This window comes from Bartonella sp. DB5-6, from assembly GCF_000278115.1.
Taxonomy (GTDB): Bacteria; Pseudomonadota; Alphaproteobacteria; order Rhizobiales; family Rhizobiaceae; genus Bartonella; species Bartonella refiksaydamii.
This window is the reverse complement of the sequence record NZ_JH725116.1, coordinates 149551-176029: the sequence shown is the minus strand read 5'-3', so window position 1 is coordinate 176029 and position 26479 is coordinate 149551. Positions and strand designations below refer to the sequence as shown.

25 protein-coding genes and 1 pseudogene are annotated in these 26479 nt (G+C 40.7%); 5 read left to right on the top strand and 21 right to left on the bottom strand.

What is annotated here, in order from left to right; genetic code table 11:
- Position 1 precedes the first annotated feature (1 nt).
- The 4 genes from MCO_RS03550 to ssb form a co-directional block, all read right to left on the bottom strand.
- A complete protein-coding gene (locus MCO_RS03550) occupies positions 2-577 on the bottom strand; it encodes a peptidylprolyl isomerase (RefSeq protein WP_007552656.1) in 576 nt (191 codons plus the stop codon).
- Positions 567-1085 (bottom strand): pantetheine-phosphate adenylyltransferase, encoded by a 519-nt coding sequence (coaD, locus tag MCO_RS03545; RefSeq protein ID WP_040298777.1) that lies wholly within the window; start codon positions 1083-1085, stop codon positions 567-569. Before coaD ends, MCO_RS03550 begins: the two co-directional genes overlap by 11 nt.
- 22 nt (positions 1086-1107) lie before the next feature.
- Positions 1108-3888 (bottom strand): DNA gyrase subunit A, encoded by a 2781-nt coding sequence (gene gyrA / locus MCO_RS03540; RefSeq protein ID WP_007552653.1) that lies wholly within the window; start codon positions 3886-3888, stop codon positions 1108-1110.
- Positions 3889-4115: 227 nt separating this feature from the next.
- Positions 4116-4634 carry a single-stranded DNA-binding protein gene (ssb, locus tag MCO_RS03535; protein WP_007552652.1) on the bottom strand — a complete coding sequence of 173 codons (519 nt, stop codon included), beginning with the start codon at positions 4632-4634 and terminating at the stop codon, positions 4116-4118.
- 332 nt (positions 4635-4966) lie between these two features.
- On the opposite strand from ssb, the gene uvrA reads away from it, so the two are divergent.
- From uvrA to MCO_RS03515, 4 genes are all read left to right on the top strand, one after another.
- A complete protein-coding gene (gene uvrA / locus MCO_RS03530; RefSeq protein ID WP_007552651.1) occupies positions 4967-7882 on the top strand; it encodes an excinuclease ABC subunit UvrA in 2916 nt (971 codons plus the stop codon).
- Between the two features lie 272 nt (positions 7883-8154).
- Entirely contained in the window at positions 8155-8493 is a 339-nt protein-coding gene (locus MCO_RS03525) for a P-II family nitrogen regulator (protein ID WP_007552650.1), read from the top strand.
- Positions 8494-8555: 62 nt separating this feature from the next.
- Positions 8556-9965 (top strand): type I glutamate--ammonia ligase, encoded by a 1410-nt coding sequence (glnA, locus tag MCO_RS03520; protein WP_007552649.1) that lies wholly within the window; start codon positions 8556-8558, stop codon positions 9963-9965.
- Positions 9966-10121: 156 nt separating this feature from the next.
- Entirely contained in the window at positions 10122-10664 is a 543-nt protein-coding gene (locus MCO_RS03515) for a hypothetical protein (protein ID WP_007552648.1), read from the top strand.
- 44 nt (positions 10665-10708) lie between these two features.
- Here the strand turns inward: MCO_RS03515 and MCO_RS03510 are convergent, their stop codons facing one another.
- Entirely contained in the window at positions 10709-11491 is a 783-nt protein-coding gene (locus tag MCO_RS03510; RefSeq protein ID WP_007552647.1) for an ATP12 family chaperone protein, read from the bottom strand.
- A 290-nt stretch (positions 11492-11781) separates the two neighbouring features.
- On the opposite strand from MCO_RS03510, the pseudogene MCO_RS11545 reads away from it, so the two are divergent.
- A pseudogene (locus tag MCO_RS11545) lies at positions 11782-11867 on the top strand (IS6 family transposase); the annotation flags it as partial.
- Positions 11868-11871: 4 nt separating this feature from the next.
- On the opposite strand, the gene MCO_RS03505 reads toward MCO_RS11545, so the two are convergent.
- The 16 genes from MCO_RS03505 to MCO_RS03435 form a co-directional block, all read right to left on the bottom strand.
- On the bottom strand, positions 11872-12933 hold the full coding sequence (locus MCO_RS03505; protein WP_245256836.1) for an acetyl-CoA carboxylase biotin carboxylase subunit family protein: 1062 nt from the start codon (positions 12931-12933) through the stop codon (positions 11872-11874).
- Positions 12934-13149: 216 nt separating this feature from the next.
- Positions 13150-13827: a DMT family transporter gene (locus MCO_RS03500; protein ID WP_245256835.1), complete on the bottom strand. Its 678-nt coding sequence runs from the start codon at positions 13825-13827 to the stop codon at positions 13150-13152.
- Between the two features lie 88 nt (positions 13828-13915).
- Positions 13916-14290 (bottom strand): helix-turn-helix domain-containing protein, encoded by a 375-nt coding sequence (locus tag MCO_RS03495; protein WP_007552642.1) that lies wholly within the window; start codon positions 14288-14290, stop codon positions 13916-13918.
- A gap of 64 nt (positions 14291-14354) precedes the next feature.
- Positions 14355-15140 (bottom strand): DNA adenine methylase, encoded by a 786-nt coding sequence (locus tag MCO_RS03490; RefSeq protein ID WP_007552641.1) that lies wholly within the window; start codon positions 15138-15140, stop codon positions 14355-14357.
- Positions 15141-15166: 26 nt separating this feature from the next.
- Positions 15167-15385 carry a hypothetical protein gene (locus MCO_RS03485; protein WP_371137033.1) on the bottom strand — a complete coding sequence of 73 codons (219 nt, stop codon included), beginning with the start codon at positions 15383-15385 and terminating at the stop codon, positions 15167-15169.
- Positions 15357-15581 carry a hypothetical protein gene (locus tag MCO_RS11075; protein WP_007553802.1) on the bottom strand — a complete coding sequence of 75 codons (225 nt, stop codon included), beginning with the start codon at positions 15579-15581 and terminating at the stop codon, positions 15357-15359. Before MCO_RS11075 ends, MCO_RS03485 begins: the two co-directional genes overlap by 29 nt.
- Positions 15514-15741 carry a hypothetical protein gene (locus tag MCO_RS03480; RefSeq protein WP_007552639.1) on the bottom strand — a complete coding sequence of 76 codons (228 nt, stop codon included), beginning with the start codon at positions 15739-15741 and terminating at the stop codon, positions 15514-15516. The genes MCO_RS11075 and MCO_RS03480 overlap by 68 nt, the downstream gene beginning before the upstream one ends.
- Entirely contained in the window at positions 15738-16400 is a 663-nt protein-coding gene (locus MCO_RS03475) for a lysozyme (RefSeq protein ID WP_007552638.1), read from the bottom strand. The genes MCO_RS03480 and MCO_RS03475 overlap by 4 nt, the downstream gene beginning before the upstream one ends.
- Positions 16401-16475: 75 nt before the next feature.
- Complete coding sequence (locus MCO_RS03470) at positions 16476-16805, bottom strand: hypothetical protein (RefSeq protein ID WP_007552520.1); 330 nt, start codon at positions 16803-16805, stop codon at positions 16476-16478.
- An 11-nt stretch (positions 16806-16816) separates the two neighbouring features.
- Positions 16817-20284, bottom strand: a complete 3468-nt coding sequence (locus MCO_RS10035) for an alanine-zipper protein (protein WP_007552637.1) — start codon at positions 20282-20284, stop codon at positions 16817-16819.
- A gap of 21 nt (positions 20285-20305) precedes the next feature.
- Positions 20306-20539 (bottom strand): hypothetical protein, encoded by a 234-nt coding sequence (locus MCO_RS03460; RefSeq protein ID WP_007552635.1) that lies wholly within the window; start codon positions 20537-20539, stop codon positions 20306-20308.
- A gap of 9 nt (positions 20540-20548) precedes the next feature.
- Positions 20549-21676 carry a phage tail protein gene (locus tag MCO_RS03455; RefSeq protein WP_007552633.1) on the bottom strand — a complete coding sequence of 376 codons (1128 nt, stop codon included), beginning with the start codon at positions 21674-21676 and terminating at the stop codon, positions 20549-20551.
- A gap of 7 nt (positions 21677-21683) precedes the next feature.
- A complete protein-coding gene (locus MCO_RS03450; protein WP_007552632.1) occupies positions 21684-22697 on the bottom strand; it encodes a phage tail protein in 1014 nt (337 codons plus the stop codon).
- An 8-nt stretch (positions 22698-22705) separates the two neighbouring features.
- Positions 22706-23707, bottom strand: a complete 1002-nt coding sequence (locus MCO_RS03445; protein WP_007552631.1) for a phage tail protein — start codon at positions 23705-23707, stop codon at positions 22706-22708.
- A 12-nt stretch (positions 23708-23719) separates the two neighbouring features.
- Positions 23720-24370 carry a transglycosylase SLT domain-containing protein gene (locus MCO_RS03440; RefSeq protein WP_007552630.1) on the bottom strand — a complete coding sequence of 217 codons (651 nt, stop codon included), beginning with the start codon at positions 24368-24370 and terminating at the stop codon, positions 23720-23722.
- Positions 24367-26472 carry a glycine zipper family protein gene (locus tag MCO_RS03435; RefSeq protein ID WP_007552629.1) on the bottom strand — a complete coding sequence of 702 codons (2106 nt, stop codon included), beginning with the start codon at positions 26470-26472 and terminating at the stop codon, positions 24367-24369. Before MCO_RS03435 ends, MCO_RS03440 begins: the two co-directional genes overlap by 4 nt.
- Positions 26473-26479 lie beyond the last annotated feature (7 nt).

Here is a 26479-nt window from a genome sequence, read left to right as displayed (position 1 = left end):
CTCATCTATCAACTTGCAAAGTGGCAGCATTAATAACATCAGGATTTGTTACAGCCCCATTATTACTTGTGCTGCCTTTTTTAATTTTATCAACAACATCCATTCCCTTTATAACCTCTCCAACAACCGTATACTGACCATTTAAAAAAGCAGCATCACTAAAACAAATGAAAAATTGAGAATTAGCGGAATTTGGATCTTGTGCACGTGCCATCCCAACTGTACCGCGCTTAAATGGCTGCTTTGAAAACTCTGCTGATATATTGGGATAATTTGATCCACCCGTACCAACGCGTTTAGGATCAAAATTCTCACTGCCCTTTTTTCCAAATTTTACATCACCAGTTTGTGCCATAAAGTCTGGAATAACACGATGAAATACAACATTGTTGTAAGCACCTTCCTTCGTTAATCTTTTAATCTGTGCAACATGTTTTGGTGCCAGATCAGGGCGAAGACGAATAACCACATCACCATTTTCGAGAGATAAAACAAGAATATTAGAATCACAAGCTACAGCACTCAATGAGAAAAAGCAAAAAATAGATGTCAATACAATAAGAATTCTAAGGTACACGATCATTCTCTCCTGAAGATTGAAATTTTAAACGCAAAGCTCTAGCAATATTTTCAGGCACAAAGGGCGCCACATCACCTCCCATAGAAGCAATCTGGCGTACCAATGTAGAAGTTATTGCGCGTCCAGAAACACTCGCTGGCAAAAAAACAGTTTGCAATTCAGGAGCCATGATACCATTCATCCCTGCCATTTGCATCTCATAATCAAGGTCAGTGCCATCACGTAACCCACGAATAAGAAATGACGCACCAATTTCACGAGCTTTATCAATTAAAAGAGTATCAAACGAAATAACCTGTAACCGGTCTGGACCGACATTTAATAAGTCTTTCCCTACCTGAGTAATTAACTCAACACGCTCTTCAAAACTAAAAAGTGGCGTTTTTTTAGCCTGTATACCTATAGCCACAACAATTTTATCAGCCAAAACGAGACTGCCCCGCAAAACATCAAAATGACCATTTGTAAGAGGATCGAAGGAACCCGCATAAAGAGCAATTTTCATCATTTCACGTCGCCCTTTAGAACTATTTCTCTTCGTTTACATCAATAGTACCAGAATGTTCTCCAGCTTCATCAATTAATTGGCTATCATCATCTTCAGACTCAGAAATACGCTCAACCGATACAACTCTTTCACCTTCGGCTGTATTGAAAATTGTCACCCCCTTAGTCGAACGACCAGCTATACGAATGCCATCAACAGGCACGCGAATAAGCTGTCCCCCATCTGACACTAACATAATTTGATCTTGTGCCTTTACTGGAAAAGCCGCCACTAATTTGCCAATTTCAGCTGTCTTAGTTGGATCTGTTCCACGAATCCCTTTTCCACCACGACCAGAAATCCGGAACTCATATGAGGAAGACCGTTTTCCATAACCAAATTCACTCACGGTTAAAAGCATCTGTTCACGCGTATTTAGTTCTGCATAGCGCTCATCTGTCAATTCTGTTTCAGCTCCTGCGTCTTCTTCATCAAAAGATGCAATATCTTCAGCATCACCACCAACCGCACGCCGTTCACTCATCACACGTTTGACGTAAGCAGAACGCTCAACCGACGTGGCTTCAACATGCTCTAAGAGTGTCATTGAAATGACTTTATCACCCTCAGCCAAATTGATACCACGTACCCCCACCGAATTACGTCCTACAAAAACACGAACATCAACCACTGGAAAACGAATACATTGCCCATTCGCCGTTGTGAGAACGACATCATCATGTTCTGTACAAGTTTCAACAGAAAGAATTTCATCTCCTTCTTCATCAAGTTTCATTGCAATTTTACCATTACGATTAACCTGAACAAAATCTGATAATTTATTACGACGTACAGTTCCACGCGTTGTTGCAAACATAACATCCAATGCACTCCAACGCGCTTCATCTTCTGGTAAAGGCATAATAGTTGTTATGCGCTCACCTTGCTGTAAGGGAAGCAAATTAATCAAAGCTCGCCCACGTGACTGCGGCGTACCAAGAGGCAAACGCCAAACCTTTTCCTTGTAAACAATTCCACGCGACGAAAAGAAAAGAACTGGCGTATGCGTATTAACTATAAACAATCGCGTTACAAAATCCTCATCCCTCGTAGACATACCAGAACGCCCTTTACCACCGCGACGCTGTGCACGGTATGTATTGAGAGGAACACGCTTAATATAGCCACTATGACTAACCGTTACCACCATATCTTCTGGTGCGATCAGATCTTCGCTATCCATCTCAGCGCTACCAAAACCAAATACAGTGCGTCTGGGCGTTGCAAACTCTTCACGAAGAACTTTCAGTTCATCTTTAACAATACCCATGATCCGTGAACGTGAAGCCAAAATATGAAGATAATCGGCAATATCCACTCCAATTTTATTCAATTCATCAGCAATTTCATCTCGCCCAAGTGCCGTTAACCTTTGCAAGCGCAATTCCAAAATAGCACGCGCCTGTTCTTCAGATAAATTATAAGTACTATCCTCATGAATAATATGACGAGGATCATCAATAAGTTTAATCAAGGACGCCACATCAGCAGCGGGCCAGCGCCGTTCCATTAATTGTGCACGCGCTGTCTGAGGATCAGAAGCTTTACGAATGAGCACTATAATTTCATCAATATTAGCAACTGCAAGTGCAAGACCAACCAAAACATGTGCACGCTCACGTGCTTTACGTAAAAGATATTTTGTTCGCCGACTTACAACCTCTTCTCGGAAAGAAACAAACGCACGAAGCATACCAAGCAACGTCATCTGTTCAGGTTTCCCCCCGTTCAATGCAACCATATTACAACCAAAGGAAGTTTGCAATGGCGTATAACGATATAATTGGTTCAAAATAACTTCTGCAACAACATCTTTCTTAAGCTCAATAACAACGCGGTACCCATCACGGTCAGATTCGTCACGCAAATCAGAGATTCCCTCGATACGCTTATCGCGCACCAATTCGGCCATTTTTTCAATCATCGTTGCTTTATTAACTTGATAAGGTATTTCACTCACAATAATTGCCTGTCGACCATTGCGAATTTCTTCAATATCAATCTTAGCACGCATAATAATTGAGCCACGCCCTGTTTCATAAGCCGAACGGACACCAGAATGACCAAGGATAATACCACCAGTGGGAAAATCAGGACCAGGAATGATTTCAATTATTTTATCAAGTGTTATATCGGGATTATCAATCAAAGCGATACAACCATCAACGACTTCACCAAGATTATGGGGAGGAATATTGGTTGCCATTCCTACAGCAATACCACCAGACCCATTGACCAAAAGATTAGGGAAACGCGCTGGTAAGACAACCGGTTCACGCTCACGCCCATCGTAATTATCCTGAAAATCAACAGTATCTTTATCAATATCAGCTAAAAGCTCTTGCGAAACTTTTTCCAAACGACATTCTGTATAACGCATTGCCGCAGGTGGATCACCATCAACAGAACCAAAATTTCCTTGACCGTCAATCAGGGGATTTCTTAAAGAAAAGTCCTGTGCCATACGCACCAAAGCATCGTAAATCGAGGCATCACCATGGGGATGAAACTTCCCCATAACTTCACCGACAACACCGGCAGATTTACGATAAGACTTATTAAAAGAAAGCCCCATTTCATTCATGGCATGAAGAATACGCCGATGAACAGGTTTAAGACCATCACGGACATCCGGAAGTGCACGTGAAACAATCACGCTCATCGCATAATCGAGATAAGAGCGTTGCATTTCATCAACAATGCTGATTGGCTCAATACCAGTCAGTATATCACGTTCTGGGTGTGGAGTAAGATCGGTCACTGCTTTAAGACTTTCAATAAAGAATCACTTCGTTTTGTTTATATCGAAAAACGCACCAAAATGCCAATTCCTCTGCCATGACAGAAAAAATTTAACAATAACTCTCAACATGTTGTTTATTTTATTAAAAAGCACAAATAAAATAAACAGAACTTAACTTTGCTAAACTAAAAAAACTGAAAGGAACAATTCAAAAAAACAACGCTAATACCACACTTTAAAGTTTCTCAAAAAGGTACGTCATCATCTAATTTATGTGAAAAACTTTCCCCCAATTGGCTATTGCTTTGATCAAAAGCATTTCTCTTATTTGATCCACTATCACCAAAACCACCACTAGTATAACCGCCACTCGTCTGATTTACTCCTTGCATTTGCTCCCCACCAGCAGCTCCACGCCCATCAAGCATTTGTAATTCACCACGGTATTTTTGCAAAACAACCTCTGTTGTATAACGGTCATTCCCATTTTGATCTTGCCATTTTCGTGTCTGTAACTGACCTTCAATGTAGATTTTGCTGCCTTTTTTTAAATATTGCTCTACAACTTTAACAAGATTTTCATTAAAAATAACGATACTATGCCACTCAGTGCGTTCTTTTCGCTCATTTGTATTACGATCTCGCCAACTTTCTGAAGTAGCAATACGTAAATTTGCTACTTGATCACCAGAGTTCAAACGGCGAATTTCAGGATCTGCACCAAGATTACCAATCAAAATAACTTTATTAAGGCTACCAGCCATCGCATAAACTCCAAAATTTTAATTCGCAAAACGACCATCGCCGTATAGCAGTTACCATCTTGACCTTATCATTTTCACATTTACCAATTGACCTATCCTATGGACTTTTCTACCCCTTTCAGAAGCCCCTACCGTGTAATTATAACAAAAAATGATAACAACGCATAGTTTATTACATCATCAGTAAATAAAAAGCTGCTCTTTACATTTTTCTTTCCACAGAACTTGCATTATTTTCCCTCGTAAAAACAATTAAACACGTTATAATTCTAACAAACAGCTTTATTCTATTTTGGATGCTTAATTTTTGTCACATATGCCAAGGGTGAAATATGACTCATCAAAAATACATCTCTATCCGCGGTGCACGTGAGCATAACCTTAAAAATATTGATCTCGATCTCCCTCGTGACAAACTAATCGTGATCACGGGACTTTCTGGATCAGGTAAATCATCCTTAGCTTTTGATACAATTTACGCAGAAGGCCAACGCCGCTACGTTGAAAGCCTTTCTGCCTACGCACGCCAATTTCTAGAAGTGATGCAAAAACCAGATGTGGATCGAATAGACGGTCTTTCTCCAGCCATCTCCATTGAACAAAAAACGACTAGCCACAACCCCCGTTCAACAGTGGGAACCATCACTGAAATTCACGATTACATGCGCCTTCTCTTTGCACGTATTGGTATTCCTCATTCCCCTGCTACAGGACTTCCTATTGAAAGCCAAACCGTAAGCCAAATGGTTGATCAAATTATGACCTTACAAGAAGGTACACGGATTTTCATTATGGCACCTCTCGTCCGAGGACGAAAGGGAGAATATAAAAAAGAGCTAACAGAACTTTTAAAAAAAGGATTCCAGCGCGCTAAAGTTAATGGAAAATTCTATGAAATCCCCGATATTCCTCCCCTTGATAAAAAGTATAAACATGACATAGATGTAGTGGTAGACCGCATTGTTGTAGGTAATGATATTTCCTCTCGCTTAGCGGACAGTATAGAAACCTGTTTACAGCTAGCCAATGGTCTTGCAATTGCTGAAATGGCGGATCAGCCTTTGGGAGTAAAAGAAACCACGAAAGAATCTGCTCATAAATCAAAAAATGAAACCCACAAACGGCTTATTTTTTCAGAAAAGTTTTCCTGTCCCATCTCTGGATTTTCTGTCCCTGAGATTGAACCACGCCTCTTTTCATTTAATAGCCCTTTTGGTGCTTGCCCTCTTTGCGACGGGCTTGGCATTAAAAAGGCAGTAGACCCCAAGAGAATCGTACCAAATGAAGATCTTACCTTAAAAGAAGGAGCAATTGCCCCTTGGTCTGAACCATCTTCACCCTACTATAGCCAAACTTTAGAAGCATTAGGCAAAGTTTACGGATTTAAACTCACAGATAAATGGTGCACGCTCTCAGATGAAGCACAACGCGCTATTCTCTATGGTGCAAAGAAACAAGAAATCTCCTTTATTTATGAAAATGATCAAAAATTTCATAAAACAACTCGACGCTTTGAAGGAATTATCCCGAATATGGAGCGGCGATGGAAAGAAACCGATTCTACTTTGTCCCGTGAAGAAATCGAACGTTATATGTCTTCTTCTCCCTGCCCAGCTTGTCATGGTTATCGTTTAAAACCAGAGGCGCTAGCCGTCAAAATCCATGGGATGCATATTGGGCAAATATCAGAACTTTCTATCCTAAAAGCAAATGATTGGTTCGCCAATCTTCCTCAATATCTAACGGAAAAACAACACAGTATTGCGACACGCATTTTAAAAGAAATTCATGAACGATTAACTTTTTTAAATCATGTAGGACTTGAATATCTTACCTTATCTCGGAGTTCAGGTACTCTTTCAGGTGGAGAAAGTCAACGTATCCGATTAGCATCCCAAATTGGTTCTGGTCTTACAGGTGTCCTTTATATTTTAGATGAACCATCCATTGGTTTACACCAACGCGATAATGAACGCCTCCTGAAAATGCTGCGCCATCTACGTGATCTTAGCAACACGGTTATTGTTGTTGAACATGATGAAGATGCCATTCTTACTGCAGACCATGTGGTTGATATGGGCCCTGCTGCTGGTGTTCATGGTGGAGAAATAATAGCGCAAGGCACACCGCAAGAAATTATAGAAAATCCATCCTCTCTTACAGGACAATACCTTTCAGGAAAAATAGCTGTTAAAGTACCTGCTCAACGACGAAAAATATTGAAATCAAAAACACTTAAAGTCATCGGAGCGCGTGGAAATAACCTCAAAAATATCAGTGCGAATATCCCTCTTGGAACCTTTACGTGCATAACTGGCGTTTCAGGAGGAGGAAAATCAACATTTCTTATTGAAACTCTTTTCAAAGCTGCTTCATGCCATATCATGGGAAGCCATCACAGCCCCGCAATCTATGATAAAATTGAAGGATTAGAATTTCTCGATAAAGTCATTGATATAAACCAATCACCTATTGGACGCACCCCACGCTCTAATCCGGCAACCTATACTGGCGCATTTACCCCGATCCGTGAGTGGTTTGCCGAACTTCCAGAGTCAAAAGCCCGTGGTTATCAAGCAGGACGTTTTTCATTTAATGTTAAAGGAGGACGCTGCGAAGCATGTCAAGGTGATGGAGTTATCAAAATTGAAATGCACTTTTTACCTGATGTTTATGTTACTTGCGATGTCTGCCAAGGAAAACGCTATAATCGAGAAACGTTGGAAGTAAAATTTAAAGGACAATCCATAGCCGATATTTTGGATATGACAATCGAAAAAGCTGAAGAATTTTTTCAAGCTATTCCTACCATTCACAACAAAATGAAGACCCTTATCAAAGTTGGTCTCGGCTATATCAAAATAGGACAACAAGCCACAACACTTTCTGGTGGTGAAGCTCAACGTGTAAAACTTGCTAAAGAACTTTCACGTAAAACAACAGGTCGTACACTCTACATTTTGGACGAACCAACAACAGGTCTGCATTTCCATGATATTTCTAAACTACTTGAAGTGCTACATGAACTTGTCGAACAAGGTAATACAGTCGTCGTCATTGAACATAATCTTGATGTTATAAAGACAGCCGACTGGATTATTGATTTAGGACCAGAAGGTGGAGATCGTGGTGGTGAAATTGTTGCTGTTGGCCGTCCTGAAGATATTGTGAATGTTCCCACTTCCTATACGGGAAAATTTTTGAAAAAAATTTTGCTACGCCGACCTTTATATAATTTCAAGTCTTAAGCGATTCTTCTTATAAGATCAGTGTGCTACAATAAAAAAGAAAGCAAAATGTCCTTTAGTTATGTCATTGTTATTCTTTACCAACCTTGTAGATTTTTTATCAAAATATAACAGCGTCTCCTTTTATGCTACAAGAAAGACTTTCTCCCCCAAATATCTAGTAACATAATTTTTGACTTTTTGTGTACAAAGTATCTGTTGAACATCTTACGGTTGCCAATATAATGTGATGCAGTCTAAAAAGACAAATTAACGTTGGAGATAATTTCAGCATGAAAAAAATTGAAGCCATTATAAAACCTTTCAAACTTGATGAAGTAAAAGAAGCGCTTCAAAAAATTGGCTTAGATGGCATAACAGTAACAGAAGCAAAAGGTTTTGGTCGTCAAAAAGAACATACAGAGCTTTATCGCGGTGCTCAATATGTTGTTGATTTTCTACCTAAAGTAAAGATTGAAATTGTTGTTGCAGATGAAAAGTTGGAACAAGCCGTTAACACAATACGTGAAGCAGCTCAAACAAAACATATTGGGGATGGAAAAATATTTGTTTTTTCCATTGATGATGCCATTCGTATCGGCACTAACGAATCTGGAATCGATGCTCTTTAATAAATAACAACAAAATTTTTCACCTTTTTTATCTACATCAATCCCACATAAGGAAATTGAATATGACAACTGCATCAGATATTATCAGACAGATTGCAGACAACGAAATCCGTTTTGTTGATTTACGTTTTACCGATCCACGAGGAAAGTTGCATCACGTAACAATGGATATCGCAGAAATTAGCGAAGATACATTTAGCGATGGTGTTATGTTTGATGGTTCTTCAATTGCCGGATGGAAAACGATTCATGAATCTGACATGGTTTTGATGCCAGATTCAGAAACAGCTCATATTGATCCTTTCTTTGCTCAATCTACTTTAGTCATATTTTGTGACGTGCTCGATCCTGTTTCTGGAGAGTTTTATCGTAGAGATCCTCGTTCTATTGCCAAGAGGGCTGAAGTTTATATGAAATCTTTAGGAATAGGAGATACAATCAATGTAGGTCCAGAAGCAGAATTTTTTATCTTTGATGATGTGCGCTATAAAACTGATCCTTACAATACGGGATTTAAGCTTGATTCAAGTGAACTTCCATCTAATAACGATATGGAATATGAGATAGGCAATCTGGGTCATCGCCCACGCATGAAGGGAGGGTACCTTCCTGTTCCCCCCATCGATTCCTGCCAAGATATGCGCTCTGAAATGCTCACCGCACTCAAAGATATGGGGGTCCAAGTTGAAAAACATCATCACGAAGTAGCAGCAAGCCAGCATGAATTAGGTATGCGCTTTGATACTCTTGTTCGTGAAGCTGATAAGATGCAAATTTTTAAATATGTCGTGCATCAAATAGCAAACAGCTACGGGAAAACAGCAACTTTCATGCCAAAACCAGTTTTTGGTGACAACGGCTCAGGTATGCATGTTCATATATCCATTTGGAAAGATGGAAAACCAATATTTGCGGGAAATGAATATGCAGGACTATCGGAGACTTGCTTGTTCTTTATCGGCGGTATCATTAAGCACGCAAAAGCAATCAACGCCTTTACCAATCCCTCTACCAATTCCTATAAGCGTTTGGTTCCTGGTTATGAAGCTCCTGTCTTTCTTGCTTACTCCGCACGCAACCGTTCTGCATCTTGCCGTATTCCTATGAGTGCTTCACCAAATTCAAAACGTGTAGAAGTTCGTTTTCCAGACCCAACAGCAAATCCGTATTTGGCGTTTGCAGCACTCTTAATGGCTGGTCTTGATGGCATCAAAAATAAAATCCATCCTGGACACGCTATGGATAAAGATCTTTACGACCTCCCCTTAAAAGAGTGCAAAGAAATCCCTACAGTCTCAAGTAGTCTACGCGAAGCACTTGAAGAACTTGATAAAGATCGCGGTTTTCTTAAAGCCGGTGACGTTTTTGATGATGATCAAATTAATTCCTTTATTCAAGTAAAAATGCAAGAAGTTTTGCGTTACGAAACAACTCCTCATCCTGTTGAATTTGATATGTACTATTCTGTTTAAAGAATAAAAAGTCATTCCTTTTGATTCAAAATGGAGGTTAAAACCTCCATTTTTGTGGATATTCCTATTTTTAAAGGGCACCGATAGTTTTCTCCCAATGTGCTTTTCATTTATAAGTTTAGTTGAACCCACTCAAATCGATTATCAAGGTTTCCAATGCTGAGAATTCGTTACCTCTTTCCCATTCTTTTATGCATTGCTTTTATTATATCAGCAGTTCAAGCCTATACCATTACCAATCAAGAACTTACAACCCTTGAAAAAGCAACATCTGCTTACAGCGAAGCAATTCAAAATGCCGATACAGATACCATCTTAAATGCTATTCCTCCCCAAATCATCGCTAGTCTAGCTGCCAAAAAAAATATCAGTAAATCGCAGTTCCAACAAATCATGAAAAAGCAAATAGAGCAGTTGGCAGAAAATTATAAAATTGAAAGTATCCATATAGATCCAAAACAAAAACGTGAAGGCAAACTTGATAATGATATTCCCTATTTCGTTATACCTGTAGAGTTTGTAACTGTAACAAATGCTGGAAAGCGTTGCATTCAGACTGAAATTATTGCCCTTCTTTACAACAAGCAGTGGTATTTTATCCGCGGTAATGACGAAGCTATCTTAAATATAAGCAATGAAGCATTTCCTGGACTTGAAAAGATTAAAATCAATCCGCAAAAAATTATGAAAATACTATGATTTGGAAAAGAGCGCGAGCATAAACAACAGAAGAAAAACTGAATTTACAAACAAGTTGTAACAATTGTAGCAGCAGCATTAAACTCAGCTTTCTTATGAGCACGACGTGTCACTGCTTCTTCATCAACACCCCACTGTTCCATCAACCAATCTTCATCTAAATGAGCAGTATCCCAAGCATGATCAGCATCAAAATTCCCCGCAGTAACAGCCAGAGCAATAAGAGCTGATCCTGTTAAGGTTGTCATTGTATGAAGCGCAGCAAGCGTATAAGGAGACTCAACTTGACGTAAATAATTACTCACTGCTTGGATAGATTCCCGAGATTGTTCAACATGCATAAGACCTTCTGTCACCTGAAACCGTGCACCAAGTTTTTCTTCTGCCCAATCCAATAAAGGATCCCACTGTTCACGTTGTCGCTCCACCAGCTCTTTTGGTGTTTGTGCGCGATAAAACATCATATCGCATGCAACAAAACGTAATAGATCTTCAAAAACAACCTGCATATCATCAGCTATACCATCAATAACAGTGTTAACCAAACGCGTAACCGGCATTTTTGCTGGATCAATAACTTGCTTTTGGCTTTCAAACTCTTGTGCCACTAATGTAGCAAATGCTTCTGTAGGTACAAGAAAATGGCGTCTTGCCGGTGTTTTAACTGGACATCCATCCAACAATATAGAAAAACCTTCTTCTTCACACAAAGTTTTCACTTCTTTATAAAATCGTTTTAGTAGCGACTGACATGAAAAATTTTGAGTCTTTTGAACAGGGTTATTTTTATTCAATTGCATATCAAACTGATTCAAAATTTCACGCATATTATTTACCTCTGATATTTTCAAAAAAAACTGGTTTTTCTAAATTCTATACCTCTCAATGAGGTTTAACTTGGCCTCCGTCCCTGCCCTAAAAAAGAAAAATCTTACCAGCATCAATCTGATTTAAGACTATATTTCATGTCTATTTTACAAACAAGACAATGGTGAACGCCTTGTTTATATTCAGCAACAACTGTCAGAACAATTTTTTTAAAGTATTGGACTTAATCTAAAAACTAGATGTGTTGAATTTAAAAAAAATTCCATTCCACCATTACTGCCCACAGTGTTTGCGAAATTTTAGAAAACCGCATTGGGCTCTGTCTGTATCGATGAGACTTATATCAAAGTTAAAGGCAAGGGAAAATATCTCTATTGAGCTATTGATAAACGTGGTCTTTCCATATGATGCTTAAGGTATCATCAAGCCATTTATGGTAATCGCGAGCTTCTTCGTTTGAGGCATGAACAGAGAAAATAAAACCAGGATATCCACCGAATGCTGGTGGAGGTGGTGAAATATGATCAATTTCAAAGAAAATGATAGTTCTAGCAGTTAGTGGATGCTGTACAACCTTATCTAAACCTGAAAATCCAGAAAACCGTCCATGACCACGAAGAGGAATAATGTAATTTGCAGCCACTTTTTCAGCTGGGAGTACATCCGGAAGCTCTAAGTTTTGTTCAGCTAAAGCAGCATTCATGCACAGTTTTCCAAATGAAATCCCTGTACCTTGCTCCACAATAAAATGGGAAACACCTGACCCACCTATACGAGCGCCGATCTCAATTACATAAGGTAAGTTATTGGCATCTAAGCGTAGCTCTACATGAGCAGCTCCCATATTTATACCAAGAGCTTTAACCCCAGAGCATGCTGCCTTACATAAAGCAATAATTAAAGGATTGTCTATATCACGGCGTTGACGATAAATTGTTTCTTCGAACCATGGTCTTTCAGGTTGTCCCTTGTCTCCAACGGCCAAAACGTGTACACCTGCTGTATCGACAAAGCATTCCACAACAAACTCTTTTCCTGGTAAATACTGTTCTACTACTAAACCTACAGATTTATTTTCATAGTTGAAACGTGCCATATCTTTATGCTGAATATTCCATACCGCTTTGATGAGATCAGGAAATTCTTCAGAATTTTTAGCTAACATTACGCCTATACTACCAGCTCCAAAAACGGGTTTAATGACTAGCGGCCAACCCAAAGTATGGGCTTGTGATAAATCTTCTGGATTATCTATATAAAAAAATCTTGGTGTTCTAAGCCCTGCTTTAACAAAAGCTTGACGCATTAGATATTTGTTCCGAGTTAATGCCGCTACTTCTGGCTCAATACTGGGAGTATTGATTTTTTTTGCAGCTAAAGCTGTCCATATAATGGCTTCTTCGCAAAGAGTCATAACCCCACCAATATTGCGTTCTTTCACTCCGGATGCAAAAGCGTCTAGAGCTAAGTCTGGATGATCAAAAACAGGAAGCTACTAAGTTGAAGTTACTGCCGCAGGTAGTTGAATAGGTGCATTTTCAGCGATATCATAAATCATTACTAATTCGATGTTAGCTGCTTTCGCAGCTTCAAATATAAAGGGTAGTTTTGCATTACGCTGTCAAACTAACGCCAATTTTTTCATTTTATTTTTTCCTTATAATTTAGAATTTTTGGAACGGTGTTTCAGTTGCCATCCAGATACTTTTGATGCATCTATAAATAAGAGTATCATCCCTATAACAACTACAATCATAGCAATTATTTTGATAGCACTTAGAGAAGTTCTAGAACCAATTATCCATTCACATGCCACTACTGCAAAAGGAGCTAATACACCGATAGTATTGGCGTATAATACGCCTCCTTCGGCTAAAACTTTTTGGTACAATACGTAACCTGGTGCAGATAAAAAGGCTCCTAAAATCAATATCTTAAATATATCTTCTAACTTAAGATGTAATAGTGGAGCAGAATCAAAAATGAATAATGGCATAAATGATGCTGCAGAAATTGTAGTAATCCAAGCCAGTGCGGATAGCAAAGGTAAATTTTTAAGATAACGTTTAGACAACAAGCCATAAATAGAGTAAGAAAGTGCTGCTATTAAAGCAAGACCTATCCCTATCAAGCTATAATATCCATCCTCTACACTGTTTATATTGAATGCTACAGCTGCTACACTAACAATTATCACCCCGCCAAGCTTCAGCCATGAAAACTCAAGGCCATGAGTCAGTGCACCCAATATATAGGTAATACCTGGAATAGTGGCGAGCACCATAGTTAAATCACTAGCTTTGAGCGATTTTAAAGCGCCAAAGCTGAGTAACAAACTTTATTTTGATCTATATAATCAATTGATCTTTATAATCTTTTTTAAGGTTCGGGATACATAGATAAAAGTTGGGGAATAGGATTTTCTAACATTTCTCTATAAAGCACGCTTCGCACAATGTTTCTAATGTTTCTTTGAAGTCTGCTAACGCTTCTTGATGTAAGCCATCTAAAAGTCTCATAAACGCAACAACAGTTTCGCGTTGCAACGGAGTAGAAGGCTTTATTATGATGCTTTTTCGACAAGAATAGGCTGCTTTTTTTAAGAGAGAAGCCATAGCTTTATCTAAACCATAGAGCTCTATGATCTTTTCCTCCAGTCCTACAGGAACAGATCTTTTGCCAATTTCTACAGAAGATAAAAATGCTACAGATATGTCTAATTTCTTAGCCATATCTAAGAGACGTTCTGAGTGATCAATGCGAAGTTTGCGTAAAATTTTACCAAAGGATGTAAGCATCTAAAAAGTCCTATTAGAGAAGAAATATTTCTTCTGATTCTAACAAATCTTTTTATGATTTTCCTCAATTATTGCGAATCAAGAGTTCTTTTCGGGGCGTTTTTTTTGCCGTACCTGCTGTCCAAATGGTCTCTAATTCTAAAAAGTCAAAATCCCTAAAGATCTCTCGAACCGCATCACAATCATTCAGACTCAAGACAAATTTGCCTTGGAGATCTTTAAGAATGCTTGCCATCTTTACAAAATCATCTTCAACAAAATTCCCAGAGCTGTAACACTTCTTCTTCACAAGATAAGGCGGGTCTAGGTAAAATAAACTGTCTGGTGCATCAAAAAGCTCGACAACCCGTTCCCATGATAAATTTAAGATTGTCGTATCAAGAAGCTTTTGCCTTACACGCCGCATCCTTGCTAAAAGCTTATCGGGATTAAAAGTCGTAGTTTTTTTTCTTCCAAAACCAAAAGAGACATACTCTTTTTTCCCATACATGACACAACGTTGGAGAAACAAAAAACGTGCGGCTCTTTCAACCTTGGAGAGGCTCTCTGCTTCAATAGAAGCAAATTCAAAAAACAACTGTCTCGAACAAACTAACCACTCCAGCCGTTTGGCTAATTCATCAAAGTTATTTTGAACACATTGAAACAGGTTCGTGATCTCTCCATTCAAATCATTAATGATTGAATATTTCGCTGGTCGTTTGTTCAGGAAAATAACACCTGAACCTAAAAATGGTTCAACATAGGTTTCATGGTTAATATTATTTAAAATCGGTATAATTTTCTTACGCAGATAGTGTTTACCACCCATCCACGCAAACAGTGTTTGTGTAAATTCTTGTGTCATCATATTTTAAAGAAAAGATTTTTAGTGCACTAACTTTTGATTATCCACTTTTTGAGATGTGAGAAGATATTGTCTAGTGCGTCCATAATGCGGGCGAAATCAATAATAAACATAAAGACAATGAATGCTAACCATTTCATGACGCGTGACATCATCTTTAAGCCTTGATAGGTCTCTATCATCTCGTGAAGCAGCTGTTGTTCTGTTTCTGTAAGATCTTTATCTTTGCTGCTTCGTTTCTTGACCATCTTTCCAACCACATAAATGTGCTCCCTGCTTGTTATGCTTTAAAATATCTCTTGCAAGGTTAGAACTGATGACCGCAACATCCTGATTATCCAGATAAATTGGCAACCAGCCACCACAAGAAACAGACCTATTTGCCGCGCACCCAACAAGAAAGTTCAGTACGCACATCAACATCACTTTTCTGATTAACTTCATTTTCAACCTCAAGCCGTGTCATAGCTGTCTTTAACGCATTCTCTGTTTGCTTATGCCGTTCGCTTTTCTTGCCAAGGTGAAAGGCTTTCGCTAAAGCCATAAAAAAAACGGCTAAAGCCGCTGTAAACATGAGAAAATATTTCTTAAACCAAAAAATCACAAGCGTTGCTCCCTAAATCGCTTGGCTACAAACACTATGCCTGTACATGCCGCTAAAACCATTATTCCTGCTAATGCCCATTGGATAGGACCATTGCCCGCCAACAAACCTCCAAGACCTGAACAAGAGCCTATAATTGGTGCAAGCGCTTCTATTTTGAGAAGTCCTGTTGCTGCTTTCGTTTCTACTCTTTGATAATTAGAAGAAACATAACTTCCTTTCGCCCATAACCCTGCTTCCGCTGCTCTACGGTTTGCAAGCCCTTGAAGAGGTTTTCCACCTACCTTATTCCATTTCTGTAATTCTGTTGGAACAGCCTCATAATCTCCCTTATTCAGTTTTTTCAACAACGTCGAGTGACAAAAGGCTTTAATCCCTACATTATAGCAAAACGATACTAATGCCGCGAACTGTTCATCCGTTAGCGAAACTGTTACAGCTTTCTCAACGGCTGTCTCAAATTGCTTTAAATCCTCACAAAGAATTTCTTCTGCTTGCTGTCGTGTAATACACATCCCTTTTTTGACAAGCGGTTTACCAGCTTTGCTCGTGTGTCCATAACCAATGGTCCACACGCATGCTATATCTTGATAGGCATTCAACCGTAAACCTTCCCATTGTTTGATAAGTGTAAGTCCTTCTGATGATATTCTTCTCATCTGCTTCTCCATAAAAAAAGCCCCACACAAGGTGAGGCACTCCAAAAGATATTGTTGTTTATGCTTATAACGATTTTATTCCCTATTTTCTTTGATCAATTGCTCCACCTCTTCAACACTAAAGCCAAGAGCAAAGATCGGCGCATATTCGCTTTCCTGTAATTCATATTGTATGCGCTTTTCTAAAAAAACTCCCTCTAAACCAATCGGCATTTCTGTTACCATATCAATCTTATGCCTCTCATCTTCAATGCCTTCTTCCCCTTCACCAAGTTCCTTTATCGCAACCCAGTAAAAACGCGTTTCCAATAGCTGCTCTAGCCGTTTTACCGTCTCAGCCTTGTCAAATTCAAACATGTTCAGATAATCTTGCTTTGTATTCAAATGCTCTGGATACTCTCTCATCTCCTCCTCCTCTAAACAAAACGACGCGCACGGCTACATCCACGGGCGCTAGCTGCTTCATAAATGGCATTACGTATAATGACTGCACGCAGATGCGAATTGATATTCCTACTATCTGACCAGTCTCCACCACCTAGCAATGCATACATATCTTGTTTAAATTTTACATTTGGTGAGGTTCCAGTTACTGTTTGCATAAAACAAACATCTCTTACAAATTGCCAAACATAACCGCAACCATCTTCACACCCTATATGCGAGATCATTCGTCTATTCTCCGTGGTCTTATGACCTCCTGAATGTTTAGGAGAAGGTGCCTTTTTGCCTTGAATCCCACCACCTTCATTGCTTCCATACATCGCAGAAGTAAATTCTGTATTATTTAGCAAAGCCTTCTTAACACGCAACATATCTGATACGTGATTTGTCTGTAGACGGTTCGTCGTAATAGGAACACCATATGCCGAGCGCGTATTTTCACCAGTGCCTGACTGGAGATAAATATCCACCCAAATATCCTGTGAGGGGTCGTAAACCATCCCTTCAGGCGAACTATGCGGACGGTGGTTCAAACACCAAACAGAATTGGGCAAAATATCCCCTGCCTGATAGCCAGACAAAGGATGATCAGCAATCGTTCCAACATCCGCACAAAGCGTATGAAAGCCTCCTATCTTTCGCGAATTCATCGCGGTATATCCCGCTGGATAGGTACTGTTGTTCGATATTATAAATCTCGTCTGATTGGCATCTGTAGACACCAAATAGATATAATAATCCTTGCCCGCTGTAAGAGATTGAGAAATTGTGATATTTTTATCTTGCGTGTAACTTGCAATCAAAATATCATTTGCTAGCGCTAAAGAAATATGTGTTCCTTTTTTCAACGTTAATTGTTTTTTCCCTGTCGCAACAAGAAACGGCGTGGTAACTGAGATCACACTCAAGTTTAAAGATTTAAGTAAATTATGCAAACTAGAAGTGCTACCGCTCTGTTGTGCACTCGCCGCTTTTTTTGCTTCCTCTGCTGTCCTTTTTGCCTCATTTGCTGTTTGTGTGACAGGAGCCAAACCGTTCTTTGCTTGAAGAGCCATTTGTTTGGCTTCACTCGCTTCTGTTCGTGCTATTCCCGCTATTTTCTTAGCTTCTTCTGCTGCCCTTTCAGCCAAGCTTGCTTTAACCCCTGCTCCATCCGCGGCTTGCTTAGCTTCATAAGCTTTATTTGACGCTCCATAAGCTATGTTTTCTGCCTTTCCTGCTGTTTTCTTGGCTTCATCCGCTCCCATCCGTGCTAGGCTTACGGGAGCTTTAAAATTCTCAACCACTTGATTGATATCTATAACCTTACTCCTTGCCTCAGAAGCTATTCTCTCTGCTCTTTCTGCTATTGTCCGAGCCTGTCCCGCATCATGTTTCGCAGAGGAGGCTGTATTTTTTATGGCTTGAACCGCATCCTTCGCTTCGCTCGCTTCTGTTCGTGCGCTTCCTGCTGTTTTTTTCGACTCATCTGCTGTACGTTGCGCAGATTCTGCTATAAGCTTCGCATTATTGGCTACTTCTTTCGCTTTGCCGACTTCATCCTTCGCTTCATACGCTCGTGACTCCGCTTTGCTTGCTGTTTTCTTGGCTTCTTCTCCCGCCATTTCTGCTAAACTTGCTTTAACCTTTGCGCCATCTGCTACTTGCTTGGCATCACCAGCTTTATTCGAAGCTTGATAGGCTATATTCTCCGCACTTTGTGCTTTTGTCCGAGCTTGCTCTGCATCATGTCTTGCAAAACTTGCTGCATCTTTAGCTTCTTTCGCTGTTTTCTTGGCTTCATCCGCTACTGTCTCTAACCTTTCTGCCTTTTGCCGTGTCCCTTCAGCAGACTTCTTTGCCTCTTGTGCTAATCTCTCTGCTGCTTCCGCTTTACCCTTTGCCTCGTCGGCTATATTCTTGACCGTCTCACCAACAGCATGAACCGCTTGCCTATCAACACCCAATGCCTGTTCAACCGCAGCTTTCGCTTCAGAAGCTGCTTTTGTAGCTGCTGTTGCATCTTGTTGCGCCTGACGTGCCGTCGCTGTTGCTGTATCTGCTGTACTCTTGGCTTCTTCTGCTGTGGTCTTCGCTGTATTCATCCCCCTAACAGCGCTTTCTGATGCTGCTTTGGCTTCGTGAGCTACGCTCTCTGCTATCAAAGCCTTTGCCTTGATAGAAATAATATCTACAGTCGCTTTCCTTGCTGTATTTTTTGCATCTTCGGCTGTTTTTGTCGCTGTCGCTACCGATTGTTTTACTTCCTCCACTAAACCTTTTGCTTCAACAGCTGTCGTTTTACTTTCATTGGCTAACGTTGCTGCCTGATCTGCTATTTTCTTCGCTTCAGCGGCTTTAGACAGTGCTTCAGTAGCACCTTGTTGCGCTGTTGCTATCTCTAACCCCTGTTTTGCTTCTTGCGCCATAGTCTTGGCTTGTGTAGCAATGGCTTCTACTGTTAAAGCCTTCTGTTGTGCTCCTTCTGCTATTCTTTTGGCTTCTTCAGCTGTATTCTTGACATGATCAACCGATTGCTTAAGATTATTGACTGTCGATAGGGCTCTAGACGCCGTTTCTTTTGCATCACTGGCTGCCGAAGACGCTGCATCCGCTGTGCTTGTGGCTTCTTTTGCTGTGGTGAGTGCTTGCCCACTGTTCGCTGTCGCTGTTTCTGACGCTCTCTTGGATGCTTCAGCAATTCCCTTTATTTCATCTGCTAGTGACTTCGCAGCATTGGCTGTCTGTTGCGCTGTTTCTGCAACACTCTTCACTTCACCCATCACCCGCTTGGCATCATCAACAGCACTCTGAGAGTGTTCGGATAGTGTTTTGGCACTCTCTGCCGTTGCCTTCGCTTCTCTTGCCTCTGTCAAAGCTGTCGCTACTGTACTTTCAACTTGCGTAACTATTTTTGTGCTATCCGTGACTGCTGTCGTCACTCTATCGGCTGCACCTTTAACATTCTCCGCTATACGCTTGGCTTCTTGCGCTAAACTCTCTGCCGCTTCTGATTTCCTCTTGGCATCTTCTGAGGAAACTTTCGATTCCTCTGCTGTCGTCTTGGCGGCATTGGAGGCTGTTAATGCTGTTTTTGCCTGCTCTAAAGCTGTCTCAGCTGTCGTCTTGGCTTCAGAAGCTACAGTAACTGCACTCGCTGCTGTGCCTGCTGCTTGCGCTATCGTCGTCGTCGCTGCATCCGATAATTCCTTGACATTGTCTGCTATAGTTTTCGCTTGATCTGCTGTTTGTTGCGCGCCATTCGCACGCGCCATGGCTTTTTCTGCTTCTTGTCTTGCACGCACAACTTGTTCTGCTGTTGCAAAAGCTTCATAAGCATAAAGAGACGCTGTTCCTAACAATTTTGGGACAACGACAACATCCTGTGAAGTCCCCTCTAGCATTTCTTCTTTTGTTGCTACAGGTAGTAAATATTCATGTGTGTGATTTGGTATCCACATTTCTTTCATCCTCACATCAGTTCAGAGCAATTCATCAAATGAACACTCTTTCAATTCATCAACATCATCCCTCAACCTTTCTAATTGCCTTTCTAAAGCCTCAAATGAACCAGAAAGCTCTGCCTTCAAAGACGCCTTCAACAAATCTAAAATCCCATGAAGCGGCGCATGCACAAAACGGTCTCCCGAATACAAAACGACCCGTACTTGAGACGGGTCGCTAATCTCTGATATCGCAAACGGTTTTAATGACATTTCAACTCCTCATGTCTTGATCCCATAAATTACACTCACATTAACGGGGCGCGTTTCAACACCACCAACCCTCTCTGCCATAAGGTGATGTTCATGATGCTCTCTGTCATTCAGACCTTCTGTTATAGGCGTTGAATAATATAAAAAATTAGCAAAGGGGCTCCTGATAAACCAAGGTAAGCGAGGCGGCTTGTCTTTTTCTGTAAACCAAAATGGAACCTCTGAAATGCCCACTATTCGGTCAAATTCTTGATTACACCTTTCCAAGGCATCCCCACTCAAACCTACACACTCTTCGTCTACAAATCTCTTTCGCCTTTGCAAGTGAGCTTCAGAAGAAGAAACATCCCGTTTTTTTCGAGAAGAAAGACCTTCTGATGACGCTGGACCTATAAAATGTTCATGCGCTTTTAAAGAACAGCCTTGCTGACTTGCAAAAGAACGCCAAGGGTCTAAATTGCGTTCATTATCAAGTCCCCGTAAAAATAGCCCCCGAAAATCGGGAACATTAAACGTCTCAACGCCATCCCCTTCTCCCCACGTCGTTCCTATGACACAAAATAAATCCCAATAAACATACCGTGAATAAGCACGCCCATCACATGGCAACCAACCATCCGGCAAGCGCTCCATTGCAAACGGTCCTATCAGACCGGAGGGTAAGCGTTTTAAGGAAGAAACTTTGCCACTTGTCGGGTTGAGAACTTGCCAACCGGTTATATCTTCATCGTAAATAACGGTATAAAGACAGCCATCTTGTATCTCTCCTCCCAGTAAGGCTAATAAACCGGTTTCTGTCGCCTTATAAACGGGCTTACCGGCTAAATTATTTAAAGCAATTGTTGTCGCCCCAACATTCTTGCCCTTCGCTTTAAAACAAACCGATATGCCATTCTTATACTCTAAAAATGCCGATTGGCTTAGAAGCCTTATCACGCTCGTCTTTTGGTTATTATCAACCGTCACAATCCCTTCAAGCACGCCGCCCGTATCCGATAAATACTCACTTATCCTTTGCATCATCACACGGGCGCTATTATTGACCGTGTTAGGATGCTGTCCCTCTGACCAATTAATCAAAGCATCAGCACCACCATTTTCAGATGCCGTTAAAGACCAATCATAAATCGTCGACATATGAACCTCACGTCTTGATTCCAAACACAACACTCATATTAATCGGACGCGTCTCACTTGCACCTGAACTTGCCAAAGCAACATCACGCATGTGAAGGTGGGAATGGGGAAAGGCTAGCTTATGGTGCACGCGTATATCTTCTGCCCTCACACCCAAACGTTCGGCAAGTTTCAATCTTTGCTGTTTATTAAGCTCGTAACCCCATAGGATAGTGATATCCCCATACCAGCTTTCCGAATCCCCTTCACTATTCAAAATAGAAAATGTCTGACCACCATGGTCATGCTTTCTCATAGCGTCATTTTGTAAAGTGCCAAGATAACGAAAGCGGTCTATCTCGCGATCATCATCAACACCTCGTAAAAAAACACCACGCAAATCGGGAACATTAAACTTCGTCCAACTATCAGCTCCACCCCATCTGATCCCTATCGCATCATAAAGAGCAGGATAATCACTGCGCAAATAAGCCTTCCCATCACAGGGTAACCAGCCATCTGGCAAAACTTGCATCCCAAAAATCCCTATCGTCCCTGTAGGATAAACGGGAATAACCGGCTCTTGTGATAAAGAGAGAGGCGTAGGATTTAAAACTTGCCAAGCATGATCCCTATAAACCAAGCTATAAATGCACCCCCTTTGAAGTTCACCTCCCGATAATGCACGGATGCCTAATTCCGTCGCCTTGTAAACAGGTTTAGCCGCCAAATCATTCAAGGCAATTGCGGTTTCCCCAATATTCTTACCCTTTGCTTTAAAATATATTGATATCCCATTCTTATACTCTAAAAATTGCGATTTACTTTGAAGTCTTATCAACGTCGTCTGTTGTTCAGCATCAACCGTAAAAGTGCTTTCAATCACACCACTCGTATCGGATAAATATTCACGCACACGCTGCATCATCACACGGGCGCTGTTATTCACGCTACTAGGACGTTGTCCTTTTGACCAATCAATCAAATCATCACAATAGGCATTCAAGGAGGCATTTAAAGACCAATCATAAATCGTTGACATCTTAAACCTCATGTCTTAATCGCAAACAGAACACTCACATTTACTGGACGCGTCTCGCCCTCACCAGTGCTCTCCAAAACAACCTCTTGGCTCTCATCAAGAGTATGAGAACTTACAATGTAGCCTCCTAAATTCTCACGCTCTATGCCCATAAAATTCGCTAGAGAGCTCCCCCCAAACAAGCCTAGACGATAGCCCAACACATCCGTCGTATTCCCATCCCAAAAGTTTTCGTTGCTGGTAAAATGAGACATCGAAAGGCTCTGTCCTTGATGTTGGTGCGACTCGATTAAATCTGTTTGCACACTTGCAAAAGAACGCCCCTCATCAATATTGCGCCCTCCATCAACACCCCGTAAAAACATCCCTCGAAAATCTGGAACATTAAACGTTGTAACGCCATCCCCCTCTCCCCAAACCGTGCCTATCGTCTCAAATAAATCACGATAATCACGACGTAAATAAGCCTTCCCATCACAAGGTAGCCAATCCTTTGGAATCCCGCGCATTCCAAACGTTCCTATAAAACCCGTGGGATAAAGAATGCTTTCTACTTCTAAAGGGATAGAGGTCGGATTAACGAGATGCCAATGATCTTCATTATAAACCAAGCTATAAATGCACCCCTGTTGGATTTCGCCCCCTGATAAAGGACCAACCCCTAATTCCGTTGCTTTATAAACCGGCTTGCCATCTAAAGTATTTAAGACAATCGTGGTTGCGCCAACATTCTTACCCATAGCCATAAAGCGCAAAACGATACCATTCTTATACTCTAAAAATTGCGATTGGCTTTGAAGTCTTATCACACTCGTTTGTTGTGCGCTATCAACCGTAACACTACCTTCAAGTACGCCTCCCGTATCTGACAAATATTCTCTTATCCTTTGCATCATAAAACGAGCGCTATTGTTCACACTGCTAGGATGCTGCCCCTCTGACCAATCAACCAAATCATCGGCGCGCGTGTTCTCCGACGCCCTAAGCGACCAATCATAAATCGTTGACATCTCTTGTGAATCCTAAATCTTATAAAACGGTCCGTAAAACGCACGCATGAATTGCCTCATCAAAGGATTATCATCAGATCTCTCATCAGCTTCTTCTGATGCCTCTTCTTGTGATGCTAATAATGCCCTTAAAACCTCGAGCAAGTTGTCTCTATTTCTAATGCCACCATGCGCTGTAGGACTTGCTCTATAAGGCTGCCCACCGTACACCTGCAACACACGGTGCACAAAATCACCGGCTCGCATGGTATTATTCCCACCATTCAAACCTACCGCATTGCTGCCAACAATTTGCGCTGCATTGGCATGAGGGTTTTGCAAAAGACGGGCGGCTCCTCCTGCACCTTGTTGATGCGCTAAATACAATTCTGCTTCACTAGGCGCTCTCCCCAACAGACGGCTTAAATGATTGCGATTATCAAGTGTCAACCGCCCCATGGCATCTGCCGCTTGCATGGGGTCAAAACGGTCTTGCAAACCATATTGTTTTGCTGTGCTATCGATAAATTGATACAAACCACCAGCAGAAGAACGCGGATTGCGCGCATTCGGATTGCCTCCACTTTCCACTTGCGCAACACGGTATAAATAGCTCTCAGGCAAACCATAACGCGCTGCCGTTTGCCGTATCGCTTGATTGACAGAAGGACTATAACGGGTCATTTCGCATACTCTATTGAAGCACTAGGACCTAACCCTTTTGCTATAGCCCTAGAAACAATCTTCAAGCCTTCATCAGTTATCACACCGGCTTTATGCCAGTTCAAAGCACTTTGAATCAATTTGGCAATTTCATTGCGCTCCATTCCTTTAACGCCAAAAGTTGCTAACTTCGCTATTCCGCGCTCTAGCTCTTGTCTTGCTCGTACCGCCTCTGGTGCATTTGGATGAAAAAATATGTTTCGTGCTAATTTTAAGCCTTGAGCTGGTATATCAGGAATACTATGTGGTACACGAACTCCATCAAAAAGAGAAATCTTAGGAATGCCTTCAAATTTGCTAAAACCCTCTTTTGCTGCATCAGAATAGAATTGCTCCTGATCTACTGCCTTTTTAAAAGTAGAAAACCGTTCCGGTCCTATCATCCTTTTAAGATTCTCAGATGCAAGATTTTGTTTTAAAAGTTTAGAAAATTCATTAATAGGGTCATCATTTTTTCTGAGTAAATCATCTAATGCATCTCTCATACCCATCTGATAGGTATTATTTTGTTTTGTCCAGTTCCCTTTAGAAAGATTTTCCTGAACTGCATCCCTTTCAAAACTCTTTTCAAGCTTTGTTCCAAGAGCTTGTCTACCTTTTTCAAAGCTATCTGCAAAGCCTTTGTATTTTGCTGCGCTACCCCGTGCTGCTTTATAAGTAGGAGAAATTTTATCCGTTATTTTTACCAAATTGTTCTTCAAAATTTGATATGTAGAAGCCCCTTCTTCATCACCAAGCTTTCGATTCATTCTGATTAAAACATCAAGGGATTTCTTGCTTCGATCTAGTAACTCCATTGTAGGTTTATAATTGATATGGCTAAACTCTTTTGCATAGAATCGTTGAGGTATTGCTGTGCGGGGGTCTCTTTCTAACTTTTTGACAGCGTGCTTAAGAGCGTCTTGAAATCCTTCTTGTTTAAAAAGCCTATTAAGAGCTGGATAATATCTTTTTTCTATTGGAGTACGATAGGCTTGTGCATAGAGAGAACCATGTGCTTCTTCCCCTTGCTCTTTAAGCGTCCTGCTTAAAGTATCCCTATGCTGGTATGGAACAATTGTCTGCTCCATCATATCATCAAGACGTTGAACAGAACCGCCTAATCTTTTCTCATGCGCTTGTTTCAAGAGATGATAAACATCTTCATTTGTTTTAGACGCATTCCACAAAGTCTGTCGTAGTTTTTCATTAATATCTGTCAAAAATACTTCCTGAGGTTCTGAGCTAAGACGTTCGGTAATTTTTTGGGGTTTATTATCGTAAAGTTGCTTGGCAACTTCTCGCAAAGCCTTATTGGAAACCTCTTTATGAGCGGGATTAAAATAATTCCTTACAAGTGGAGGCGATTTTAAAGCATTTACAAGTAAACCACCTAACTTAGAAACCCCCGCACCTGCTAAACTAGCAGCTGGTGTCAAAATTGCTCCACCAGCACCACCAGCTAATGCCGAATTTACCGTATCATTGTAACCTTCTCCTGCACCAGAACCATGTAAAGCTCCAGAGCCTGCCCCAACAAGAGCTCCCCTGCCCAAACTTCCTAAAGTCGAGCCTGCTCGCAAAAAATTTAATGCTGGAATACCAAATGATGCTAATGTTGGTAAAATCGAACCAGCAATATAAGCACCAGAAGATAACCATGGATGTTTCTCTTCCAAGGCTTTTTGGTAAGCGCGTTCTTTGGCTACTCTTCTGTTATAAACCTCTTCTGCCTTTTTATCGCCGCTCCAATAATCCCTCACACCTGCTTCACGTACTGCTTTCATTTCGTCAAAATAACCTGCCGTTGCACCAGATGCGCTATGTCTCATAACCGCATCCAACCACGTAAGATCTTTATCATCAAATGAAAAATCATTAGATGTTTCTTGAGTATTAGGAATATCCTCAGCAATACCAATCACTTTATATTTCCTAGCCCACTCAGGGAGACGTGATTTATCATAATCCTTAAGTTCAGGATAATCTGTTTCCTTTTGAACATCTTCAGCAATACCAATAACCTTATACTTTCTAGCCCATTCAGGAAGAAGTGACTTATCATAATTCTTAAGTTCAGACATGAAACAT